Source organism: Streptomyces sp. NPDC002602 (assembly GCF_042889445.1).
Classification (GTDB): domain Bacteria; phylum Actinomycetota; class Actinomycetes; order Streptomycetales; family Streptomycetaceae; genus Streptomyces.
This window is the reverse complement of sequence record NZ_JBIAQX010000021.1, coordinates 80,682-99,134: the sequence shown is the minus strand read 5'-3', so window position 1 is coordinate 99,134 and position 18,453 is coordinate 80,682. Positions and strand designations below refer to the sequence as shown.

Sequence of the window (18,453 nt, the reverse complement as noted above, 5' to 3'; positions counted from 1 at the left end):
TCGCGGGTCTGGTGGTGGACCACCTCGCCGAAGCGCTCGCGCAGCGCCGAACCGGCCGCTCGCACCGCGATCACGGTCTGGTCGAGCAGGTCGGCGTCCGAGGCGGCGACATCGGCGACATCGGTGGTCTGAAGGGTCTCGGACATGGTGGTACTCCCGTTGTGTAGAGGGGTGATGAGGCCGGGTGAGGAGTTCCGTCCCGTGCTCTCGTCTCGAAGGTATAGAGCCCCTCAATTAACTTCAACTGCATGTAAAGCACGGCTAGGATTACTCACATGCAATTGGATTTGAACCTGCTCACCGCGCTCGACGCGCTGCTGGAAGAGGGAAGTGTGGCCGGGGCGGCCGCACGTCTGCATGTCACCGCCCCCGCGATGAGCCGAAGTCTGGGCCGAATCCGGCGCGCGACCGGGGATCAGATCCTGGTGCGCACCGGCCGCACGATGACCCCGACTCCGTATGCGATCGCCGTCCGGGAACAGGTGCACGAGCTGCTGCACCAGGTCCAGGGCGTGCTCGCGCCGAGCCGTGAACTCGATCTGGCGACGTTGGAGCGCACCTTCACACTGCGCTGGCACGATTCCCTGGTCGCCCTGAGCGGCCCCACACTGCTCGCGGACGTACGCGCACAGGCGCCGGGCGTGCGCTTGCGCTTCGTCGCGGAATCGAGCACCGACACACCCGGGTTGCGGCGCGGGGAGGTCGACCTGGAGGCGAACGCCAACCTCCCGAGCGCACCGGACGTTCGCGCCGAGAAGGTGGGCGAGACCCGCCTCGTCGTCGTCGTGAGGCAGGGTCACCCCCTCACCCGCATCAGGACCGTCACCGCGAAGCGGTACGCCGCCGCTGAGCACGTCACCGTCTCGCGACGTGGAAACCTCGGCAATGCCCTCGACGACGCCCTCGCGCTGCTCGACCTGACGCGCAACGTAGTGGCGACCGCGCCCACGGAAGCGGCGGCGTTGGAGTTCGCGCGCGGCTCCGATCTCCTGATCAGCGTTCCCGAGGCCACCACGCGGTCCGCGGTCGCCGACCTCGGCCTGGCCGTGCTTCCCCTCCCGCTCGAACTGCCGGCGGCACCGATATACCTGTCGTGGCATCAGCGCTACGACACCGACCACGCCCACGCCTGGCTGCGCGGGTTGGCGCGAGCCGCGCTGGCCGACCGGGGGGTGCCCCCGTCTTCGTCCGGCCGCCTCACCGGCACGTCCAGGCGACCACCTACCGCACGGCCGGCAGCTCCGGGGATCCGCACCACAAGCTGAGCGCCGTCCTTGCGAACCTTGGCGCCGGGTACGGTGACGCCCGGCTTCACGGCCTTCTCCGTCGAGGTCCCCGGGGAGCGCGGGAACCGGGCGCCATCGCTACGGCGGTCACCACAATGCTGCTGCCACATGGACATGAGAACCGGTGGACGCAGCCGGGACGGCGAGGCTCGGGGCGAACCCGTCAGTGGCCGAGAGTCGCCTTCGCCGCCACGATGAGCAGGACGAAGGCCAGGTTGACCAGGCCCTCGACGACTGCCTGGGTACGGGACACACCGGCGTTCAGGGCTCCGAACAGGGCCCAGGAGAACTGCTGCGCTCCCGCGACCGCCAGCGCGAGCCAGCCCGCACCGCTCGGCCCCAGTCCAAGGAGCGGGCTCACCATCAAAGCAGCCGCCGGCAGCACGGCCGCCTCGACGATGGGCAACTCGCGCCGTGCGGCCCTTCGTGCCTCGGCCCAACCGACGGGTCGGCCCACCAGCCGTTCACCGGCGAGGTTCGTGTACACGTGGGCCGCCCAGAAGACGATGCCCGTCACGAGAATCATCACAATGACCTGGCCGCGCGGGGAACCACCGATCGCGCTGGCCGTGACGATCACCGAAGCCGCGAGGAGGGACCCGTAGACGGCCCCGGCCTGGTCGGACTGCGATGCCGATCTGGTGTGGTCGGACCTACGAGGCCATCGGAGAAGGCGGTGCACCAGCCCAGCCTAGGGGTCACAGGGCCTCTCGGCCGCGCCACACGCGCACATCGGCTCCTCCTGGCTCGGCACCGATTCGCCAGAGTCAGACCCGCGGCCCTGGCCCCGGCCCCTCAGGGTCGGACACGAGCCGGCCCTGAGGGGCCGGCTCGACTAGTGGTCCGCTTCCCCCGCCGGGACGCGGGCGGCTCCCGAAGGCATCGGCTGGTTGGTGTCACCGCGCCAGGTGGGCCAGCCGAGCAGGTGGGGGCGTTCGGTGACCCAGGCGCGCTGGTCGGTTCCGATCTCCGAGTCGATGAGGTTCTCCAGGAGCGTGCTGTAACGGGTGACCAGATCGCTGTTGGCCGGGTCGGCCGCGAGGTTGCGTGTCTCGCCGGGGTCCTGTTCCCGGTCGTACAGCACGATGTCGTTGTCGGCGAACAGGCTCTCGGTGCTGGTGGGCCGGTTGGGGCGCAGGGGTGCGAAGTAGCGGCCGAAGGTGTACCGGTCGTCGGTGTAGCCACGCAGAAAGCCGCGCTTGTTCCAGTCGGGGCGAAGTGCGCCCGAGGCGATCCGCTGGGGGGTTTGGGGGTCGGTGAACTCGAACCAGAACGCGGCGTCGAGTGTGACGATCGATTCGACGGCCGTCAGGACCCCGTCACGGACGGTCCCGCCTTCCAGTACGGGCACCAGGGACTTGCCCTTGAGGGCGGGGAAGTCGGAGGCGACGTCGGCCGAGTCGACGCCGGCGAACGCGAGCAGTGTGGGCGCGAGGTCGACCGCGGAGGCGAGCGCGCCGGAGCGTGCGCCGCCCTGGATGTCGGGGTGGCAGATGATCAGCGGGACGTGGAAGTTCTCGTCGTAGACGAGGTTGCCCTTCTGACGCAGGCCGTGCGCGCCGGCCATCTCCCCGTGGTCGGACGTGAACACCACGACGGTCTCATCGGCCTGCCCGGACGCTTCGAGGGCGTCGAGCACGACGTCGATGCTGCGGTCCACGTCGCGCAGGCAGTTGAGGTAGAAGTTCAGGCCGTCGTACCAGTGCCGGTCGCCGGCCACGGGACCGAACACCGTGTCCAGCATGCGTGCGTACTCCGCCACCGCCGGCGCCGCGCCCGACAGATCGTCATGCAGGGTTGCCGGGAGATCGAAGTCCCAGCGGCGGCCGTACACGGGAATCGCCGCGGCCGCCTTGGCCACGACCGCGTGCGCCAGGCCCGGCGGGAGCTTCACCGAGGGCGAACCGCCGTAGTCGAAGCTCATGATGTCGTGCGGATTCACGAAGTTGACCGCCATGAACCAGGGCTGCTCCGCGGCGACGACCGGGGCCCGGTCGCGAAGCCATCGCACCGCCTGGCCCGCGATGACGGGGTCCAGTTTCAGCCCGGCCCAGGCGCCTCCGTCGATGTCCCCCCAGTCGTTGAACTCGGAGAATCCGTAAGGCTCCAGCGCGTCGGTCGTGGAGCCCGGATTCTGCGGGGTGACGTAGGCGTTCGAGAGGTGCCACTTGCCCTGGTAGGTGCAGTGGTATCCGGCCGAGCGGAGCATCGTGCCGAGTGTGCCGAGCTTCGGGTCGAGCGGGGAGATGTAGGGCATGTTGTCGTTGTCGTAGATCCGGGTGATGGGCAGGTGCTGCCCGGTGTAGATCACCGATCGTGAGGAGCTGCACATCGCCGAGGCGGCGTAGTACCGCTCGAAACTCACGCCTCGGGCAGCCAGCCGCTCACGCGACGGCAACACGAAGCCCTCCGGACGAGGAACGGTGAAACGCTCCTCGTCCGTCACGATCATCAGGATGTTCGGACGACGCGCCATGGTCACCATGTCCTTCGAGCCGGTCCCACACATGCCCACCCAGACCCGGGGCGGCCTCCCGCTCCTGCCTTCCCGCTGTTCCGGGCCGACGGTATTCCGATCGCGCGGCCGTCACCGCCCGGACGCGGCAGCGGGCACCCGTCAGAGTGAGAGAACCACGGCTGATCGGCCGGTCCGCCCGTAGCGCGTCAGGGCTTCGACCGCTTGCCGACAGCGCGAGCACGGGCAGGGGCGATCGCAGGCAATGCCGAGGAAACCGGTTCTGGTCGACTACGTGGTGGCCGTAGTACGGGCCGCTCGGGCGATCACTCCTCGAAGCGTCTCTTGCGCGCGTGGGTTCGCGCCTTCATCCGGTTGCCACACACCGCCATGGAACACCACCGGGCGGTCCCGGGCCGACTGCGATCGATGAGAAACAAGTTGCACTCCTCGTTCGCGCAGGCCCGTAGCCGTCCCGGCAGTTCCGTGGTGACGCGCGACCATGCGAGTACGACACGGACCGCGACCTCCTCATCGGGCGCCGCCTCCAATTGCCAGGACACGCCCGCGGGCGAGACGGCGGGGCGAAGGCGCGCCCGGTCGAGGGCGCGGGCAAGGCTGCTGACATCTGAGGACGTCCCCCGAATCAGCAGTTGCAGCGCGTCCCGTACATGGCGCAGGCCGTCGCGTTCGCCTTTCGTGCCGCTCCCTCCGAGCGCTCGCAGCCAGTCCGCCGCCCCGGGCTCGCTGAGGGCGTCCGTGGGGAGCCCGTCGATCACCGGCGCGCTGTTGAGAACGGTGAGCAGCAGTTCCTCGTCCTCGGCCACGACTCACTCTCCTTGACAAGCCATACGGTTCTGAGCATGATCAACATAGCCTAACCGTTTAAATTACTTTAAGGGGTTACTATGGTTGCCGTTCATCACCGGACCATGGACGTCGACGGCTTGACCGTCTTCTACCGGGAAGCAGGACCGTCGGACGCCCCCGTCCTACTGCTGCTGCACGGCTATCCGACGAGTTCCCACATGTTCCGGCGCCTGATCCCGGCGCTGGCCGGTCACTACCGGGTGATCGCACCCGATCACATCGGCTTCGGCCGCTCGTCGGCGCCCAGCGTGACGGACTTCCCCTACACCTTCGACGCCCTCGCCGAAGTGACGCGCGGCTTCCTGTCCGGCCTCGGCGTGCACCGCTACGCGATCTACGTACAGGACTACGGCGCGCCCATCGGCTGGCGACTCGCGCTGGCGTCCCCGGAAGCGGTCCTCGCCGTCGTCTCCCAGAACGGCAACGCCTATGAGGAAGGGTTCGTGCCGGACTTCTGGGAACCCATCTGGGCCTACGGAGCACACCGCAGCCCGGAGAACGAGGCACGGCTGCGGCCCGCTCTGGGCCGGAAAGCCGTCGAGTGGCAGTACACCCACGGGGTACTCGACCCCAGCCTGATCGACCCCGACGCCTGGGAGCACGACCTGGCCCTTCTCGCCCGCCCGGGCGTCGACCGCGCCCAACTCGCCCTGTTCGGCGACTATTCCGGCAACCGCGCCCTCTACCCGGCGGTGCACGACTGGCTGCGGTCGAGCCGTGTCCCCGTCCTCGCGATCTGGGGCCGCAACGACGAGATCTTCGCGTCGGCCGGCGCGGAGGCGTTCCGCCGCGACGCTCCGGACGCGGAGATTCTCCTGCTCGACGGGGGTCACTTCCTCTTGGAGAGCCACCCGGACGATGTCGCCGCGGCCATCATCCGATTCCGCCCGCGCGTGCTCGGCGCCCCGGCCGGTTGATGACCACGCGGGTCACTGCGACGATCCGCCGTACGGGTCAGGGGCCTCGGCCGGTCACGCGGTCGACGGGGCGCACGCCCTACGGGATGCGCTGCCCGCGCCCCGGGGAGGGGCTCCGGGGCGCGTCCGTGAAACGGCTCGTTCTCAAGCGACCGTGAGCACGATCTTTCCTTGGACGTGTCCTCGGGCGGCGCGTTCGTGCGCTGCCCGGGCATCGGCGAGGGCGAACGTGCTGTCGATCGCGACGCGGACCGTGCCCGCATCGATCAGGCGGCCCAGTTCGGCGAGTTGCGCGCCGTTCGAGCGGACCTGGGCGCTGGAGACGGTGATGCCCAGCTCCGCGGTCTCCTTCGGGTCGAAGTCCCCGGGGAGCACGGGGAACTGGGCGCCGCCGCGCTTGAGCGTGCGCAGGAAGCGTCGGCTGTCCGGGCCGCCGACGGTGTCGAGAACGAGGTCGATGTCGTGCACGAGATCCTCGGGGCGACTCTTGGTGTAGTCGATGAACCGGTCGGCGCCGAGCTCGCTCAGGAACGATTCGTGCGCGCCCGACGCCACCGCGATGACCCGTGCGCCCTTCCACTTCGCCAGTTGGAGGGCGAAGTGCCCCACCCCACCCGCGGCACCGTTGACGAGTACCGTCGTATCGGCATCGATCACCGTCGGTCGATGCCGTGAGTCCTGGAAGGGCGAGGGATGATCGTGTCCGAGCTCGATCAGGAACTGCCACGCGGTGAGGCCGGCCATGGGCGCCCCGGCGGCGTGTACGTGGTCGATGCCGGCCGGCTTGCGTGCGAGGTCCGACGCGGGCGCGGCCACGTACTCGGCGTACGCGCTGCCGTCGAAGCCGGGAAAGCGCAGCAGACCGAAGACCTCATCGCCCACGGCGAGGTTGTCCACGTCCGCGGCGACGGCCTCGACGACGCCTGACACGTCCGTCCCCGGAATCACCGGCAGGCTGACCGCCGATTCCGACTTCCCCGGAATCCTGGTCAGCCCGTTGCGCAGGTATCGGTCGGGGGGATTGACGCCGGCCGCGTGAACGCGGACGAGCACCTCGCCCGGCCCCGGCGTGGGAATCGGCACCTCGTCGTATCGCAGAACTTCCGGACCGCCGTACTCGTGGATCCGGACGGCCCTCATCGTGTGTGTCGACATTGTCTTCTCCTGCCGTGCCAGGGGATACGCTTATTCGGATCAGTGATCCATATAAGTGGACCACTGATCCGAATATATGGACCACTGATCCGGATAGTCAAGAGGGGCAGATGCGCGCCGACGCCAGGAAGAACCGCGACCACCTGCTCGCAGTAGCGGGCACCGCCATCACCGAGCACGGCGTCGACATGTCGCTACGCGACATCGCACGCAGGGCCGATGTAGGACTGGCGACGCTGCTGCGACACTTCCCGACGCGCGAGGCACTGCTCGACGCCCTGCTCCGCACGAGCTTCGACAGACTGACGGCAAAGGCGGGCGAGCTTGAGACATCGAACTCGCCCGAAGACGCTCTGATCTCGTGGCTGCGCGACTGCGTCGCGTGGACAACCGAGTTTCGGGGCGTCACCGATCTGATGGCAGCCGCGATCGAGGACACCGAATCCGCACTCCACGCTTCGTGCGTCACCCTGCGCGCAGCCGGTGCGCGGCTCCTCACCCGCGCCCAGGCCGCAGGCACGGCGCGGAGCGACGTCGATGGAGCCGACTTGTTCGCACTGGTGGCCATGCTCGCTTGGCTCGGCGATCAACCCTCGCTCGCGCCACGCTCCGATCGCCTCTTCGAGGTTGTCGCGAGCGCGATCCTGACGAGCGAGGACAGCAGCCGAACGCCGCACTCGGGCCCATGACCGACGGCCCCTGTCGGCCATGGCCCATGGTCGACACGTCACACGCGGACCGGCGGACTCGACCACGCGGCTTCGGCGAGCAGCCGAGTAGAGCCGAGCAGCCGAGCAGCCATCCGACGGTCGAGGGCCGATGGCCGAGGGCCGAGGGCCGAGCGCCGAGGGTGAGACGGTCGTGGCCTGGCGGCGCGCAGCGGCTGCCCCGAGCTGGTGTCCCCGGCCGGGCGGGCGGGAATACTCCCTGCAGGTCGGCCTGACCTGCCGAGTACCGCGTGCCACTGACCAGCCACCCACGGTGGCCGCGGAGCGGCACGCATGACGGCCCGCAGTGCACAGACCCGACCTGTGTGCGCCGACGACCGCGAGCGACGCGGTGGAGCCAACGGCGCGGGCGAGGCGGTCCGACACGAAACCGAGGGGCGGCTACGACCAAGGCGTGACAGGCAGGCCACGAAGTCCGCCTGACCGGCGAGGAGAAGGACCATGACAGCGAAACGGACCGTCTACCACGTCTCACCGTCCGGCGAGCGCGCGGCCGCTGCGGGCGTGAAGTGGCAGGTCGAAGGCAGAGAGGGACGTCGGCTCCTGCACGAGCCACACCGGACGCAGAAGGACGCGGTCGACGCCGCACGCCGCCACGCCAGGGCGCATCAGCCCGCGCAGGTCGTCGTCCACGCCCGCGATGGACACATCCGCTCCGCGTACACCTACGGAGATGCCCCCGCGGCGCCCCCCGACGAGCGTGGACGCAAGGCGGGGGAACCCGGAGGCATCTTCCAGAGCAGGTGACGGCGTGGGTGGATCGGGGCCCTGGAACACAGAGCGCCCCGACCACCCGCTGTGTCGACAGGCATGCCCGGGGCCGGTGGGGAGGGTGCGAGACTGACGGGATGGATATCCGTCGCAGGAACAACGTCACCGTCGTGGGCCGTACGGACGGGCCGGTGCTCCTGCTGGCACACGGGTTCGGTTGTGACCAGAACATGTGGCGTCTGATCGTCCCCGCGCTGGCCGAGGACTTCCGGCTTGTGCTCTTCGACTATGTGGGATCGGGTCGCTCGACGCCGGCGGCTTGGAGCGAGCAGCGCTACAGCTCGTTGGAGGGCTACGCCCTGGACGTGCTGGAGGTCTGCGAGGAGCTGGACCTGCGGGACGTGATCTTCGTGGGGCATTCGGTGAGTGCCATGGTCGGGGTGCTGGCCGCGGCGAAGGCGCCGGGGCGGTTCTCCCGCCTGGTGATGGTCGCTCCTTCGCCCCGCTACATCGACGAGGACGGATATCGGGGCGGGTTCGACGCGGACGACATCGATGAGCTGCTGGAGTCCCTGGAGTCCAACTATCTGGGCTGGTCGGCGGCGATGGCGCCGGTGATCATGGGCAACTCGGACCGGCCGGAGCTGGGTCAGGAGCTGACGACCTCGTTCTGCGCGACCGATCCGGACATGGCGCGGGTCTTCGCCCGTACGACGTTCCTGTCGGACAGTCGTGAGGACCTGAAGGCGGTGTCGGTGCCGACGCTGGTCCTGGAATGCGAGCAGGACGTGATCGCTCCCCGCGAGGTGGGGGCGTACGTTCACGCGGCGATCCCCGGCAGCCGGTTGGTCACGCTGGAGGCGACGGGACACTGCCCGCAATTGAGCGCACCGGAAGCCACCGCCGAGGCGATCGTCGAGTTCGCAGGGGTTCGCCGATGATGTGCCGCCTCGACGAGGACCAGGAGCCGGACAGCGGGTCGGACGTTGCCGCGACGGACGCGGCGTTCACCTCCCTGTTGGAGGACAGTGCCGAGGAACTGTACGAGCAGGCTCCGTGCGGGTACCTGTCGACCCTGATGGACGGCACCATCGCGAAGATCAACGCTACCCTGCTGGAGTGGCTGGGGCTGGAACGCTCCGCGGTGGTGGGGCGGATGCGGTTCACCGATCTCCTCACGGTCGGCGGCAAGCTCTACCACGAGACGCACTTCGCCCCGATGTTGCGGATGAAGGGCGAGATCAGCGGCATCGCCCTGGACATCAAGGCTGCCGGCAAACAGCGGATGCCGGTGCTGGTCACCTCGAAGGTGAAGACCGGTGGTGGCGGGGAACCGCTGCTGATCCGCACCACCGTCTTCGACGCCCGCGATCGCCGCGCCTACGAGATGGAGCTGCTGCGCGGCCGGCAGGCCGCCGAGGAAGCGCGCCGGCAGGCGGAAGCCGACCGCGCACGCCTCCAAGAGGCCCTCGCCGTCCTCCAACAGAACCTGCTGCCCGCCGCCCTGCCCACCATTCCAGGACTGGAAGCCGGCTCCTACTACCACACCGCCTCCCCCGACCTGCTCGGCGGAGACTTCTACGATCTGTTCCCCATCGACACGGGCCGGTGGGCGTTCTTCCTCGGCGACGTCTGCGGCAAGGGCCCCCAAGCCGCCGCGGTCACCTCCCTGACCCGCTACACCCTGCGCGCGGCAGCCCTGCACGACCCCGACCCCGTCAACGTGCTGACCACGTTGAACACCGTGCTCCACGAGCGATACAGCGGTGGCGACCCCCGCTACTGCACCGCCATATTCGGGATCCTGCACGCCGGCAGTGATCGCGTCGAGGTACGCCTGGCCTCCGGCGGGCACCCCTCCGCGCTGATCCAGCGCGCCGACGGAACCGCCGACTACCTCCCCACCCCCGGCGGCATGCTCATCGGCGTCCTGCCCCGCGTCCGGTTCACGGCTGCCCACACCGAACTGCGGCCCGGCGACACCCTGCTCCTCTACACCGATGGCCTCACCGAGGCCCGCATCGGACCCGATCGGGCGCTGTACGGCGAGGACGCCCTACGCGCCTTCGCGACGGCCCAGCCCGCAGCCGGCCCGCAGGCACTGGTCACCGCCCTGACCGGGCTCCTCGCCGGCTTCGGGGACGGACTCGACGACGACACCGCGCTGCTCGCCCTCGGCGTACCCGCCCCGCCCACAACCCCCCTGCCCGCCCCCGCGAGTGAAGACCGGACATGAGCCCACTGACGATCACCACCCGAGGCGCCGCCACCGGTCCCGTACTGGAGATCACCGGTGACCTCGACCACGCGACGGCACCCGAACTCCGTCGAACCGTCGACGGTCTGGCTCTTGCCGCCGGGCAACTGTTGCTCCTGGATCTGGCCGGACTGGAGTTCTGCGACTCCAGCGGCATCAGCATCCTGCTGGCGGCCCGCAACCTGGCCATACGGCAAGGCGCCGACCTGGCACTGGCAGCGGTCCCCGCCAACACCGCCCGGATCCTGCGCGTCGTCGGCCTGGACAGCGTCTTCACCATCCACTCCGACACGTCGACCACCACCAGCCGGACCGCCTGCTGACCGACAGGACCCACTTCGGTGAGCCCGGACGGACGCCTCGCCCCTCGGCTCCACACATGGACGGCGGGAAGGGTGTCGGTCAGCGCCCGAGGCCGTCTGCTTGAGCAAGCCTCCCCCCTGCTCCGTCCCGGCCACAGCACCAGGGAAGCGAACGCTGAGCACAGGTGTGTGCCGGGCGGCTGGTGGGCTGCCCGGCACACGATCATCGCGGGTTCGGCTGCCGCCCGTTCACGGGCGGCGGGCCGTGGCGTGGTTAGCGGCGGCGGCCCCAGGTGTCGGTGTCGACGGTGCGGCCGCGGTCGTCGCGGAGGGTGGCGGTGTCGCCTCGGTTGCCCCAGATGTACTCCCGCTTGCCCTGGAAGACGTCGGTACGGGAGTCGCGTCCGACGCCGGTGTGGACGCGAATGGTGGCGCGGCCGGCGATGCGGATGTCGTGGAAGCGGTAGCGGTTGCCGTCGGCGTCGCGCAGGGTCCAGCCGCGGAGGTTGACGGGCTGGCGGGTGGTGTTGCGGATCTCGACCCACTCGTTGTTCAGGGAGCGGTTGGAGTGGTCGTCGCGTCCGGGGCTGTCGGCCTGGACCCGGCTGATCTCCACCCGCGGCTGCTGGTGGCCCCGGTCCGCGGCCGTCGCGGGCAGCGCGGCGGCCGAGACGATGGCGCCGGCGGCGAGGACGGTCGCGGCGACACGACGAACGTTCGACGAAGCAGACATAAGGTGATGCCCCCTCAAGAACAGGAGTCCACCCGCCGATACGAACCACATACCGGATGCGGGTGCCCGGCCCGCGGTTGAGCCGAGGACCACACTCTCGACCCGCCCCCCGACCCACCGCAGCCGCCACCGAGGCCGGTTACCGACCACGGACATTTCCGTCACCCTCACCTGCGCAGTACACACAATCCACGTGATCGTGCCCCTGACATTCACTGAGCGTTGCACCCACCCGGCGCGCACACGGAACAGGCGAACACCGCACCCCGGCGCACCACCAGGCGCACTCAACCACCCCACCACCCAAACGGAGCACAGAATTCCGTAACAATCGTTCTGCACGATTCTTCGCACAGAACAACGGAATCAGCAGACCGGAGCGATAACCAGCGCGGCTGGTGCGGTGGTTCTTGGGGCGATCACAGCGGAGGCGCCAGTGCTCGAGCCACGGGGGACTGTCCGGTGGATGGCCGCTCTCATTCCGGGCCGAGTGCGGTGGATCTTCACCCGAGGGCGCCGAGCCTCGCCGCCCGCCGCCCGCCGCCCGCCGCCCGCCGCCCGAGTGCACCATTCACCCCGTATGCCAGATTCAACAGAAGTGCTTCAGAATGGCAACTGGGCCAGATATCGTCGCAGCTCAGCAACCCTGCTCCCCGCACCCGCGGGGATGACCCCCAGGCGGGTCGGCAGGCTGTAGCGGTCCGCCGCTGCTCCCCGCACCCGCGGGGATGACCCCGGTGAGCGTCCGCGTGGCCTTGTCGTAGGCCGCTGCTCCCCGCACCCGCGGGGATGACCCCCTCGCCCAGGCGCCGCACGAACTCCGTGCTACCTGCTCCCCGCACCCGCGGGGATGACCCCAGGCGCGTCGACAGCGGGCCGATCATCTTGTCCTGCTCCCCGCACCCGCTGGGATGCCCCCCCCCGAATGCGGCATCGTCAACCAGGGAGAGACCTGCTCCCCGCACCCGCGGGGATGACCCCCGGGGGTCGCGGATGATCGAGTGGCCGTGCCGCTGCTCCCCGCACCTGCGGGGATGACCCCACCAACACCGGCGGCAGCTACCAGGGCGACGGCTGCTCCCCGCACCCGCGGGGATGACCCTGAGCGCCCCGAGTCGGCGTGGGCCCAGGACAGCTGCTCCCCGCACCTGCGGGGATGACCCCGGTGACCTCGTCCCGTTTCTCCAGACGCTCCTCTGCTCCCCGCACACGCGGGGATGGCCTCGGCCCGGAGCCGAAGTTCGAGGGCACGGTGGCGCTGCTCCCCGCACCCGCGGGGATGCCCCCTCCCCACCTACGTGTGGTCGGAAGAGGCCGCAGCTGCTCCCCGCACCCGCGGGGATGATCTTTCGGCCATCTCTGGCGGCGGGTACAGCCCGCCGTCCTCGACTGGCTGCGAAGCGCGTGGTCCCAGTCGGCGGCATGACCGTTCAAGGACAGCGTGTTGTGCAGTAGCCCCCAGCCCCGTGACATTGGTGGCTCTCGTGTTGGCCAAGCACGCACAGCCCCCGACTCTCTTACCGGCAGTCGGGCCCGCATGAGTTGCACCACGCCTCTGGCACCGTCCCTCCCCGGGACCGAGTGGGGCCGAACCGGGATTGTTCCCCCGGGCGTTCCGGCCTCGGAGGCGCCGCTGCCCGGGCCCGGGTTGTTGACGGTCCGGTAGATTCGGCGGCGCAGCTGATCTTCAGGGGAGCGGCCGGGTGCCGCGCGGGGAACACGGGGGCAGTGGGTGCGGAGCGGACACGCGCAGGACCGGCGGCGGGAGGCCCTGCTGGAGTGCTGGCGCGCGATCGAGCTGTTCAGTCCGCCGACGATCCCGGCGCTGCCCCGCCGACGTCCCGCCGCGCGCTCCGGGCCCAGGGACGAGTACGTCTTGGACCTGACGCCCGAGCCGGGGCGGGTAGTGCCACTCCTGCCGTGGGCTCCGGACCATCCGGAGACGGGGGCACGGCGGGCACCGTTCGGTCGGATGTGGCGGCACGAGGTCTACTGCGGGGTCTTCGAGCTGGAGTTGCTTCGCCAGGCGATGATCGCGGTGCTGCCTCCGGGGACCGATCCGGATCCCGGCGTGCCACAGTCCGAACTGGTGCTGTCCGGCCAGAGCGCCATGATCGCGCTGGTCCTGGACGACGAGGGCCGGCCGATCGAGGACACGTCCGTGGTGTCCGCGTGCGCCTGGGCGGCCGGCCGTCTGTTCGATCCGGGGCCGTCCACACCGGGGTGGCTGGACGGATTCGAGGAGCTCAACGACGCGTTCGGCCGGGCGATCGACGCGCTCACGGCCACCGCGATCGTCTACGGGCCCACCGCACCGGCCACCCCACAGGCCGCCGGAACGGCCGCCGGAACGGCCGCCGGAACGGCGTTCGAGCGGTGGCCCGGATCCGACGGTGCGGCGGGATCTCCGGGAGGGTCCGACGGCGGAGGCTGGCAGCGGTTGCTCGCCGAGATCCTGGGCGGCGCCGCCGTCGGCGCGGTCGGGGCCCTGTTCGGGGAGGTCGCCGGCGCCGCGCTACAGGGCGCGGCGGAGCCCCTGGTTCGCCGCGCCGCGGACTGGGTCGCGGCCCGCCGCCCCACCGAGGAGCAGACGGACTCCGGGCGGGCGAACCTCGGGCGAGCGGACTCCGGGCGGCCGGACTCCGGGCGGGCGGACGGCGCCGGAGGCATTCCCGAGGGGCCCGCCGGAGGCGTTCCCGAAGGCGAGGGGGCGTCGGCCGACGGTCCTGACGCGTCGGCGGAGCACGGGAGCGGCAGCGGTCCCCGTGCGCTCGGGCTCGCCGATCTGGTCGCCCTGACCGCGCAGATCGCCGACCTGTGCGGGGTACAGGGCCATCTGCGGCCGCAGGTGATCCGGGTGCGCAGCAGGCTGGTCCACCGGCCGAAGGACCCCCGGACGAAGGTCGCCGCCGCGGCTCCGTTCCTGAACAGTCTGCTCCCGCCCGATCTGGCCCGGGTGTCCGCGGCCGTCGGCAAGGCGGTCGGCAAGGGGATCGGGCCGGCACTGGAGGCGTACCTGACCGAGCTCGACTCCGTCGCCGTGGGGGCGCGGACAGATGTACGCCGGGAGCGTGGGGTCGTCCTGGAAGGGGTGGCTCCGGACCTGGTTCCGGCCGGTCGCTGGCCCGCACCGGCGCGGTTCCCGCTCGCGCTGAGCCAGCAGTTCGCGATCGACCGCATGCTCGCCGACCGGGCGGGAACCGAGGGCGGGATGTTCTCCGTGAACGGTCCTCCTGGCACGGGCAAGACCACGATGCTGCGCGACCTGGTCGCCGCCCTGGTCGTCGAGCGGGCGGCGGTGCTGGCCACGTTCGACCGTCCCGGGCAGGCGTTCACCGGTCAGGCGTGGCGGGGCAGGGACCGCCAGGGCAGGCACGCCCGCTTCGTGTCGCGGCTCGACCCGCGGCTGACCGGGTTCGAGATCGTGGTCACCTCCTCCAACAACGGCGCCGTGGAGAACATCACCGCCGAACTGCCCGGCATCGACGCGCTCGACGAACACTGGCACGACGGCCCCGACCACTTCTCCGACCTCGCCTCCGCGCTCCTCGGCGGGCCGGCCTGGGGTCTGGTCGCGGCGGTGCTCGGCAACAAGAGCAACCGCAAGGAGTTCGGGGACCGGTTCTGGTGGGGCCGGCTGCCCGAGAAGGAGACCCGGGCCCGCTCCGCAGCGGAACTACCCCCGCTGCGCGGCATGCAGGAGATCTTGCGCGACTGGATTCCGCCGAAGCTCCCGCCTGGTGGCCGGCGTGCCGTCACCCCGGCGGATCAGGCTGCCGCGGCCGGGCCCGCCCAGCCCGTGCCCTCGTGGACCGCCGCCGTCACGGCGTTCCGTACCGCTCAGGCCGAGGTGGAGCGGCTGCGCGTCGGGCGCGCACGACTGGCCGGGGCCCTGGCGGCCGTCGAGTCCGGGTCGGGCGAGCAGCGGATCACGGAGCTGGAAGCCGCGGTGTCCCGGGCCGAGCGGCATGTCTCGGCCACCACGGCGGTACTGGACCAGGCCGCCGCCACCACCGCCGGCGCCCGGGCGGCCACAGCGGCGGCCGAGACCGGCCACCGGAACGCATCCGCGCACGTACCGCGGGCCCGCCAGGAGCTGGCCACCGCCCGCGCGGACCTTTCGGCCGCCCGTGAACGGGCCGCGCACCACCGCGAGTACGTGACTGCGCTCATCGCACGCCACGACACGCCGCCGACCGTCGAGCGTGGCCTACGCGGCGGGCTGCGCCGCATGTTGCAGAGCGCGGCCGACCGGCGGGCCGCCGAGCAGCACCAGGAGCGCACCCAGGCCGAGATCACGCACCTGCTCGTCCAGCAGCGCGCCGCGCTGGAGGACTCCCTGGAACAGGTGGCGGCAGCCGTGCGCACCGAGTCCCTCGCCGCCGGCCGGTACACCCGGTCCGGCACCGTCGTCGACGAGGCCGCCGCAGGCCTGACCGCCGCCCTCGACCGTGAACGGGCCGCGAGCGCGCGGGAGGACTCGGCAGCCACCGCCCTCCGGCATGCCCGGCAGGTCGCCGACTCGTCCCGCCGCGACCTGCGGGTCGCCGTGGCCGAACTCGACCGCCGGCACCGCGAACTGCGAGAGGCGGCCCGGACGCTGCCGTCCCTGCCGCTGGACTGGCAGCACCTAGACGAAGCCGAGCAGGAACTCGGTTCGCCCTGGGCCGACGAGGCGTGGTCCACCGCGCGCAGCGACCTGTTCCTGCGCGCCCTCGACCTGCACCGTGCCTTCGTCGCCGGGACCGCGAAGAAGGTCCGCGGAAATCTCCAGGTCCTGATGGAGCTGATGGCCGGAACCAACGGGCCCATCCCCGACGAGGAGGTCGAACGCGCCTGGCAGACCCTGTTCCTGCTGGTACCGGTCGTCTCGACCACGTTCTCCTCCATCGGGAGCATGTTCGCCCGTCTCGGCAGGGAGTCGATCGGCTGGGTCCTCGTGGACGAGGCCGGCCAGGCGACTCCGCAGGCCGCCGCCGGGGCACTGTGGCGGGCTCGCCGTGCCGTTCTGGTCGGCGATCCGCTCCAACTCGAACCCGTCGTCACCATGCCCACGGCCCTGCAGCGCCGGCTGCTGCGCGCCTACGGCGTCGACGAGCACTGGCTGCCCTCGGCCACCTCCGCGCAGGCCGTCGCCGACCGGACGAACCGCTACGGCACCTACCTGCCGGCCCCGGGCACCGACGACGAACACGTCTGGGTGGGCTCGCCCCTGCGCGTTCACCGCCGCTGCGAAGAGCCGATGTTCACGATCAGCAACGAAGTCGCGTACGGCGGCCTCATGGTCCACGGCACCGCACGCAAGGCGTTCCCCGATGCGGAACGGGACGGTCTGCTGCCCAGCCGCTGGCTCAACACCGACGACCCGAGCCGCCCGTCCGACGCCCCGTGGGGCGAACGCGACCGCCGAGCCTTCGAGTTCGTCCTCGACCACCTGCGCCGGCACGGCGTCGGCGTCGAGCGCGTGCGCGTCATCGCCCCCTTCCGGGCCCTCGTCTCCGAATGCAAGAAGGTCTGCCGCGACCGTGACGGCTGGACCTCCGAACTGCTCGACGAGCGATGCGCCACCGTCCACCGGGCCCAGGGAAAGGAAGCCGACGTCGTCGTCCTCGTGCTCGGCGGCGGCCGACCCGGCGCCCGCGAGTGGGCGGCCCGCACTCCGCACCTGCTCAACGTCGCCGCGAGCCGCGCCAAACGCCGCCTCTACGTGATCGGCGAGCGCAGCCTGTGGGCCCCGCTCCCGCACTTCGACGTCCTCGCCTCTGAAGTGACGGAGTTCCACCACCTCCGCGACCGCTCCGCCTGGCCTCGGGAGGGCGAGTGACCGACGGCAGGGCGGAGAGCCACATCCCCATCACGACACGAGGCCACGGGCCGCCGCCCGATCCCATGGCGCTGTCGCGCTCGTGATCGGGATCGGCCTCGCAGAACTAGTCCATAATCGCGCTGCCGTTGCGGATCTGAAGGAATCTCACCTGCCGGACGATGGCGTGGGACGTGGGGCGTGCCGACACGGCCCGGGACATACTCACCGCCCGACTGCACGTTTCACCCTAAATGCCGGATTCAGCGGAAGTGCTTAAAAACGGCAACTGAACCGAGTATCGTCCCAGCTCAGCAAGCCTGCTCCCCGCACGCGCGGGGATGACCCGGCCTGTTTTCGCAGTGCAGCGAACCCGGAGCACTGCTCCCCGCACGCGCGGGGATGACCCCACCTGACCCGTGCCGGGCAGGGCGAGCCGATGCTGCTCCCCGCACGCGCGGGGATGACCCCCACGGACGTACGACGCCGAGCTGCAGCCCCGTCTGCTCCCCGCACGCGCGGGGATGACCCCACCCACGTCGACCCAGCCGGGTTCGAGCGTGACTGCTCCCCGCACGCGCGGGGATGACCCCACGAACTCGGGCCGGCCGGCCTCGTCGGAGTTCTGCTCCCCGCACGCGCGGGGATGACCCCCCGGCCGCTGCGCCCACGCCCCGGACCACGGACTGCTCCCCGCACGCGCGGGGATGACCCCACCACGGCCGTCACCGCCAACTCGCGAATTTTCTGCTCCCCGCACGCGCGGGGATGACCTCGCCGGCTGCCTGCTCGCCCTCACCGCCACCGGCTGCTCCCCGCACGCGCGGGGATGACCCCGGCGCCGAGAGCGCGAAGAGTTCGGGGAGTTCCTGCTCCCCGCACGCGCGGGGATGACCCCGTTCCGGACAGTTCGAGCCGGGTGGACTGGACCTGCTCCCCGCACGCGCGGGGATAACCCCTGGACCGCCGCTCCCTCCGGCGTCGGAGTACGCTGCTCCCCGCACCCGCGGGGATGAACCCAGTCCTTCAATCTCTGGCCCTGGCTGACACATCTGCTCCCGCACCTGCGGGCAGTAACCCGGCTCCTCTACGTCATCCCCGCAGGTGCGGGGAGCAGCGCGCGAGCCACTGCACCGGACAGGTGCGGTAGAGGTCATCCCCGCACCCGCAGGGAGCAGCTTGCCGAGCTGGGACGATATCCGGCTCAGCTGCCATTTTGAAGCAGTTTCATTTGAA

At 70.7% G+C, this 18,453-nt stretch carries 13 protein-coding genes and 1 CRISPR repeat array; of the genes, 8 read left to right on the top strand and 5 right to left on the bottom strand.

Going from position 1 to position 18,453, the window contains the following annotated elements; translation table 11 throughout:
* Positions 1–275 precede the first annotated feature (275 nt).
* A complete protein-coding gene (locus ACFYW3_RS34850; RefSeq protein WP_351759567.1) occupies positions 276–1,265 on the top strand; it encodes a LysR family transcriptional regulator in 990 nt (329 codons plus the stop codon).
* Positions 1,266–1,449: 184 nt separating this feature from the next.
* Here the strand turns inward: ACFYW3_RS34850 and ACFYW3_RS34845 are convergent, their stop codons facing one another.
* From ACFYW3_RS34845 to ACFYW3_RS34835, 3 genes are all read right to left on the bottom strand, one after another.
* Positions 1,450–1,812 (bottom strand): hypothetical protein, encoded by a 363-nt coding sequence (locus tag ACFYW3_RS34845; protein ID WP_389388449.1) that lies wholly within the window; start codon positions 1,810–1,812, stop codon positions 1,450–1,452.
* A gap of 309 nt (positions 1,813–2,121) precedes the next feature.
* Complete coding sequence (locus ACFYW3_RS34840) at positions 2,122–3,762, bottom strand: sulfatase-like hydrolase/transferase (protein WP_389388448.1); 1,641 nt, start codon at positions 3,760–3,762, stop codon at positions 2,122–2,124.
* Positions 3,763–4,067: 305 nt separating this feature from the next.
* Positions 4,068–4,568 carry a CGNR zinc finger domain-containing protein gene (locus ACFYW3_RS34835; protein ID WP_389388447.1) on the bottom strand — a complete coding sequence of 167 codons (501 nt, stop codon included), beginning with the start codon at positions 4,566–4,568 and terminating at the stop codon, positions 4,068–4,070.
* Positions 4,569–4,649: 81 nt separating this feature from the next.
* Between ACFYW3_RS34835 and ACFYW3_RS34830 the strand changes: the two genes are divergently transcribed.
* On the top strand, positions 4,650–5,528 hold the full coding sequence (locus ACFYW3_RS34830) for an alpha/beta fold hydrolase (protein ID WP_389388446.1): 879 nt from the start codon (positions 4,650–4,652) through the stop codon (positions 5,526–5,528).
* 144 nt (positions 5,529–5,672) lie between these two features.
* On the opposite strand, the gene ACFYW3_RS34825 is transcribed toward ACFYW3_RS34830, so the two are convergent.
* A complete protein-coding gene (locus ACFYW3_RS34825; RefSeq protein WP_389388445.1) occupies positions 5,673–6,683 on the bottom strand; it encodes an NADP-dependent oxidoreductase in 1,011 nt (336 codons plus the stop codon).
* Between the two features lie 110 nt (positions 6,684–6,793).
* Here ACFYW3_RS34825 and ACFYW3_RS34820 point away from each other — a divergent pair, with 110 nt between their 5' ends.
* The 5 genes from ACFYW3_RS34820 (at position 6,794) to ACFYW3_RS34800 (ending at position 10,702) form a co-directional block, all read left to right on the top strand.
* Complete coding sequence (locus ACFYW3_RS34820; protein ID WP_351759585.1) at positions 6,794–7,372, top strand: TetR/AcrR family transcriptional regulator; 579 nt, start codon at positions 6,794–6,796, stop codon at positions 7,370–7,372.
* Positions 7,373–7,852: 480 nt separating this feature from the next.
* On the top strand, positions 7,853–8,158 hold the full coding sequence (locus tag ACFYW3_RS34815) for a DUF2188 domain-containing protein (protein ID WP_351759588.1): 306 nt from the start codon (positions 7,853–7,855) through the stop codon (positions 8,156–8,158).
* Between the two features lie 101 nt (positions 8,159–8,259).
* Positions 8,260–9,063 carry an alpha/beta fold hydrolase gene (locus ACFYW3_RS34810; protein ID WP_389388444.1) on the top strand — a complete coding sequence of 268 codons (804 nt, stop codon included), beginning with the start codon at positions 8,260–8,262 and terminating at the stop codon, positions 9,061–9,063.
* Positions 9,060–10,358 (top strand): PP2C family protein-serine/threonine phosphatase, encoded by a 1,299-nt coding sequence (locus ACFYW3_RS34805; RefSeq protein ID WP_389388443.1) that lies wholly within the window; start codon positions 9,060–9,062, stop codon positions 10,356–10,358. Before ACFYW3_RS34810 ends, ACFYW3_RS34805 begins: the two co-directional genes overlap by 4 nt.
* Complete coding sequence (locus tag ACFYW3_RS34800; protein ID WP_389388442.1) at positions 10,355–10,702, top strand: STAS domain-containing protein; 348 nt, start codon at positions 10,355–10,357, stop codon at positions 10,700–10,702. The genes ACFYW3_RS34805 and ACFYW3_RS34800 overlap by 4 nt, the downstream gene beginning before the upstream one ends.
* Positions 10,703–10,955: 253 nt before the next feature.
* Here ACFYW3_RS34800 and ACFYW3_RS34795 read toward each other — a convergent pair whose 3' ends face one another.
* A complete protein-coding gene (locus tag ACFYW3_RS34795; protein ID WP_351751877.1) occupies positions 10,956–11,414 on the bottom strand; it encodes a lamin tail domain-containing protein in 459 nt (152 codons plus the stop codon).
* A gap of 1,732 nt (positions 11,415–13,146) precedes the next feature.
* Here ACFYW3_RS34795 and ACFYW3_RS34790 point away from each other — a divergent pair.
* On the top strand, positions 13,147–17,238 hold the full coding sequence (locus ACFYW3_RS34790) for an AAA domain-containing protein (protein ID WP_389388441.1): 4,092 nt from the start codon (positions 13,147–13,149) through the stop codon (positions 17,236–17,238).
* Positions 17,239–17,537: 299 nt separating this feature from the next.
* Positions 17,538–18,297: direct repeats of the CRISPR family, unit length 29 nt; unit sequence CTGCTCCCCGCACGCGCGGGGATGACCCC.
* Between the last annotated feature and the right edge of the window lie 156 nt (positions 18,298–18,453).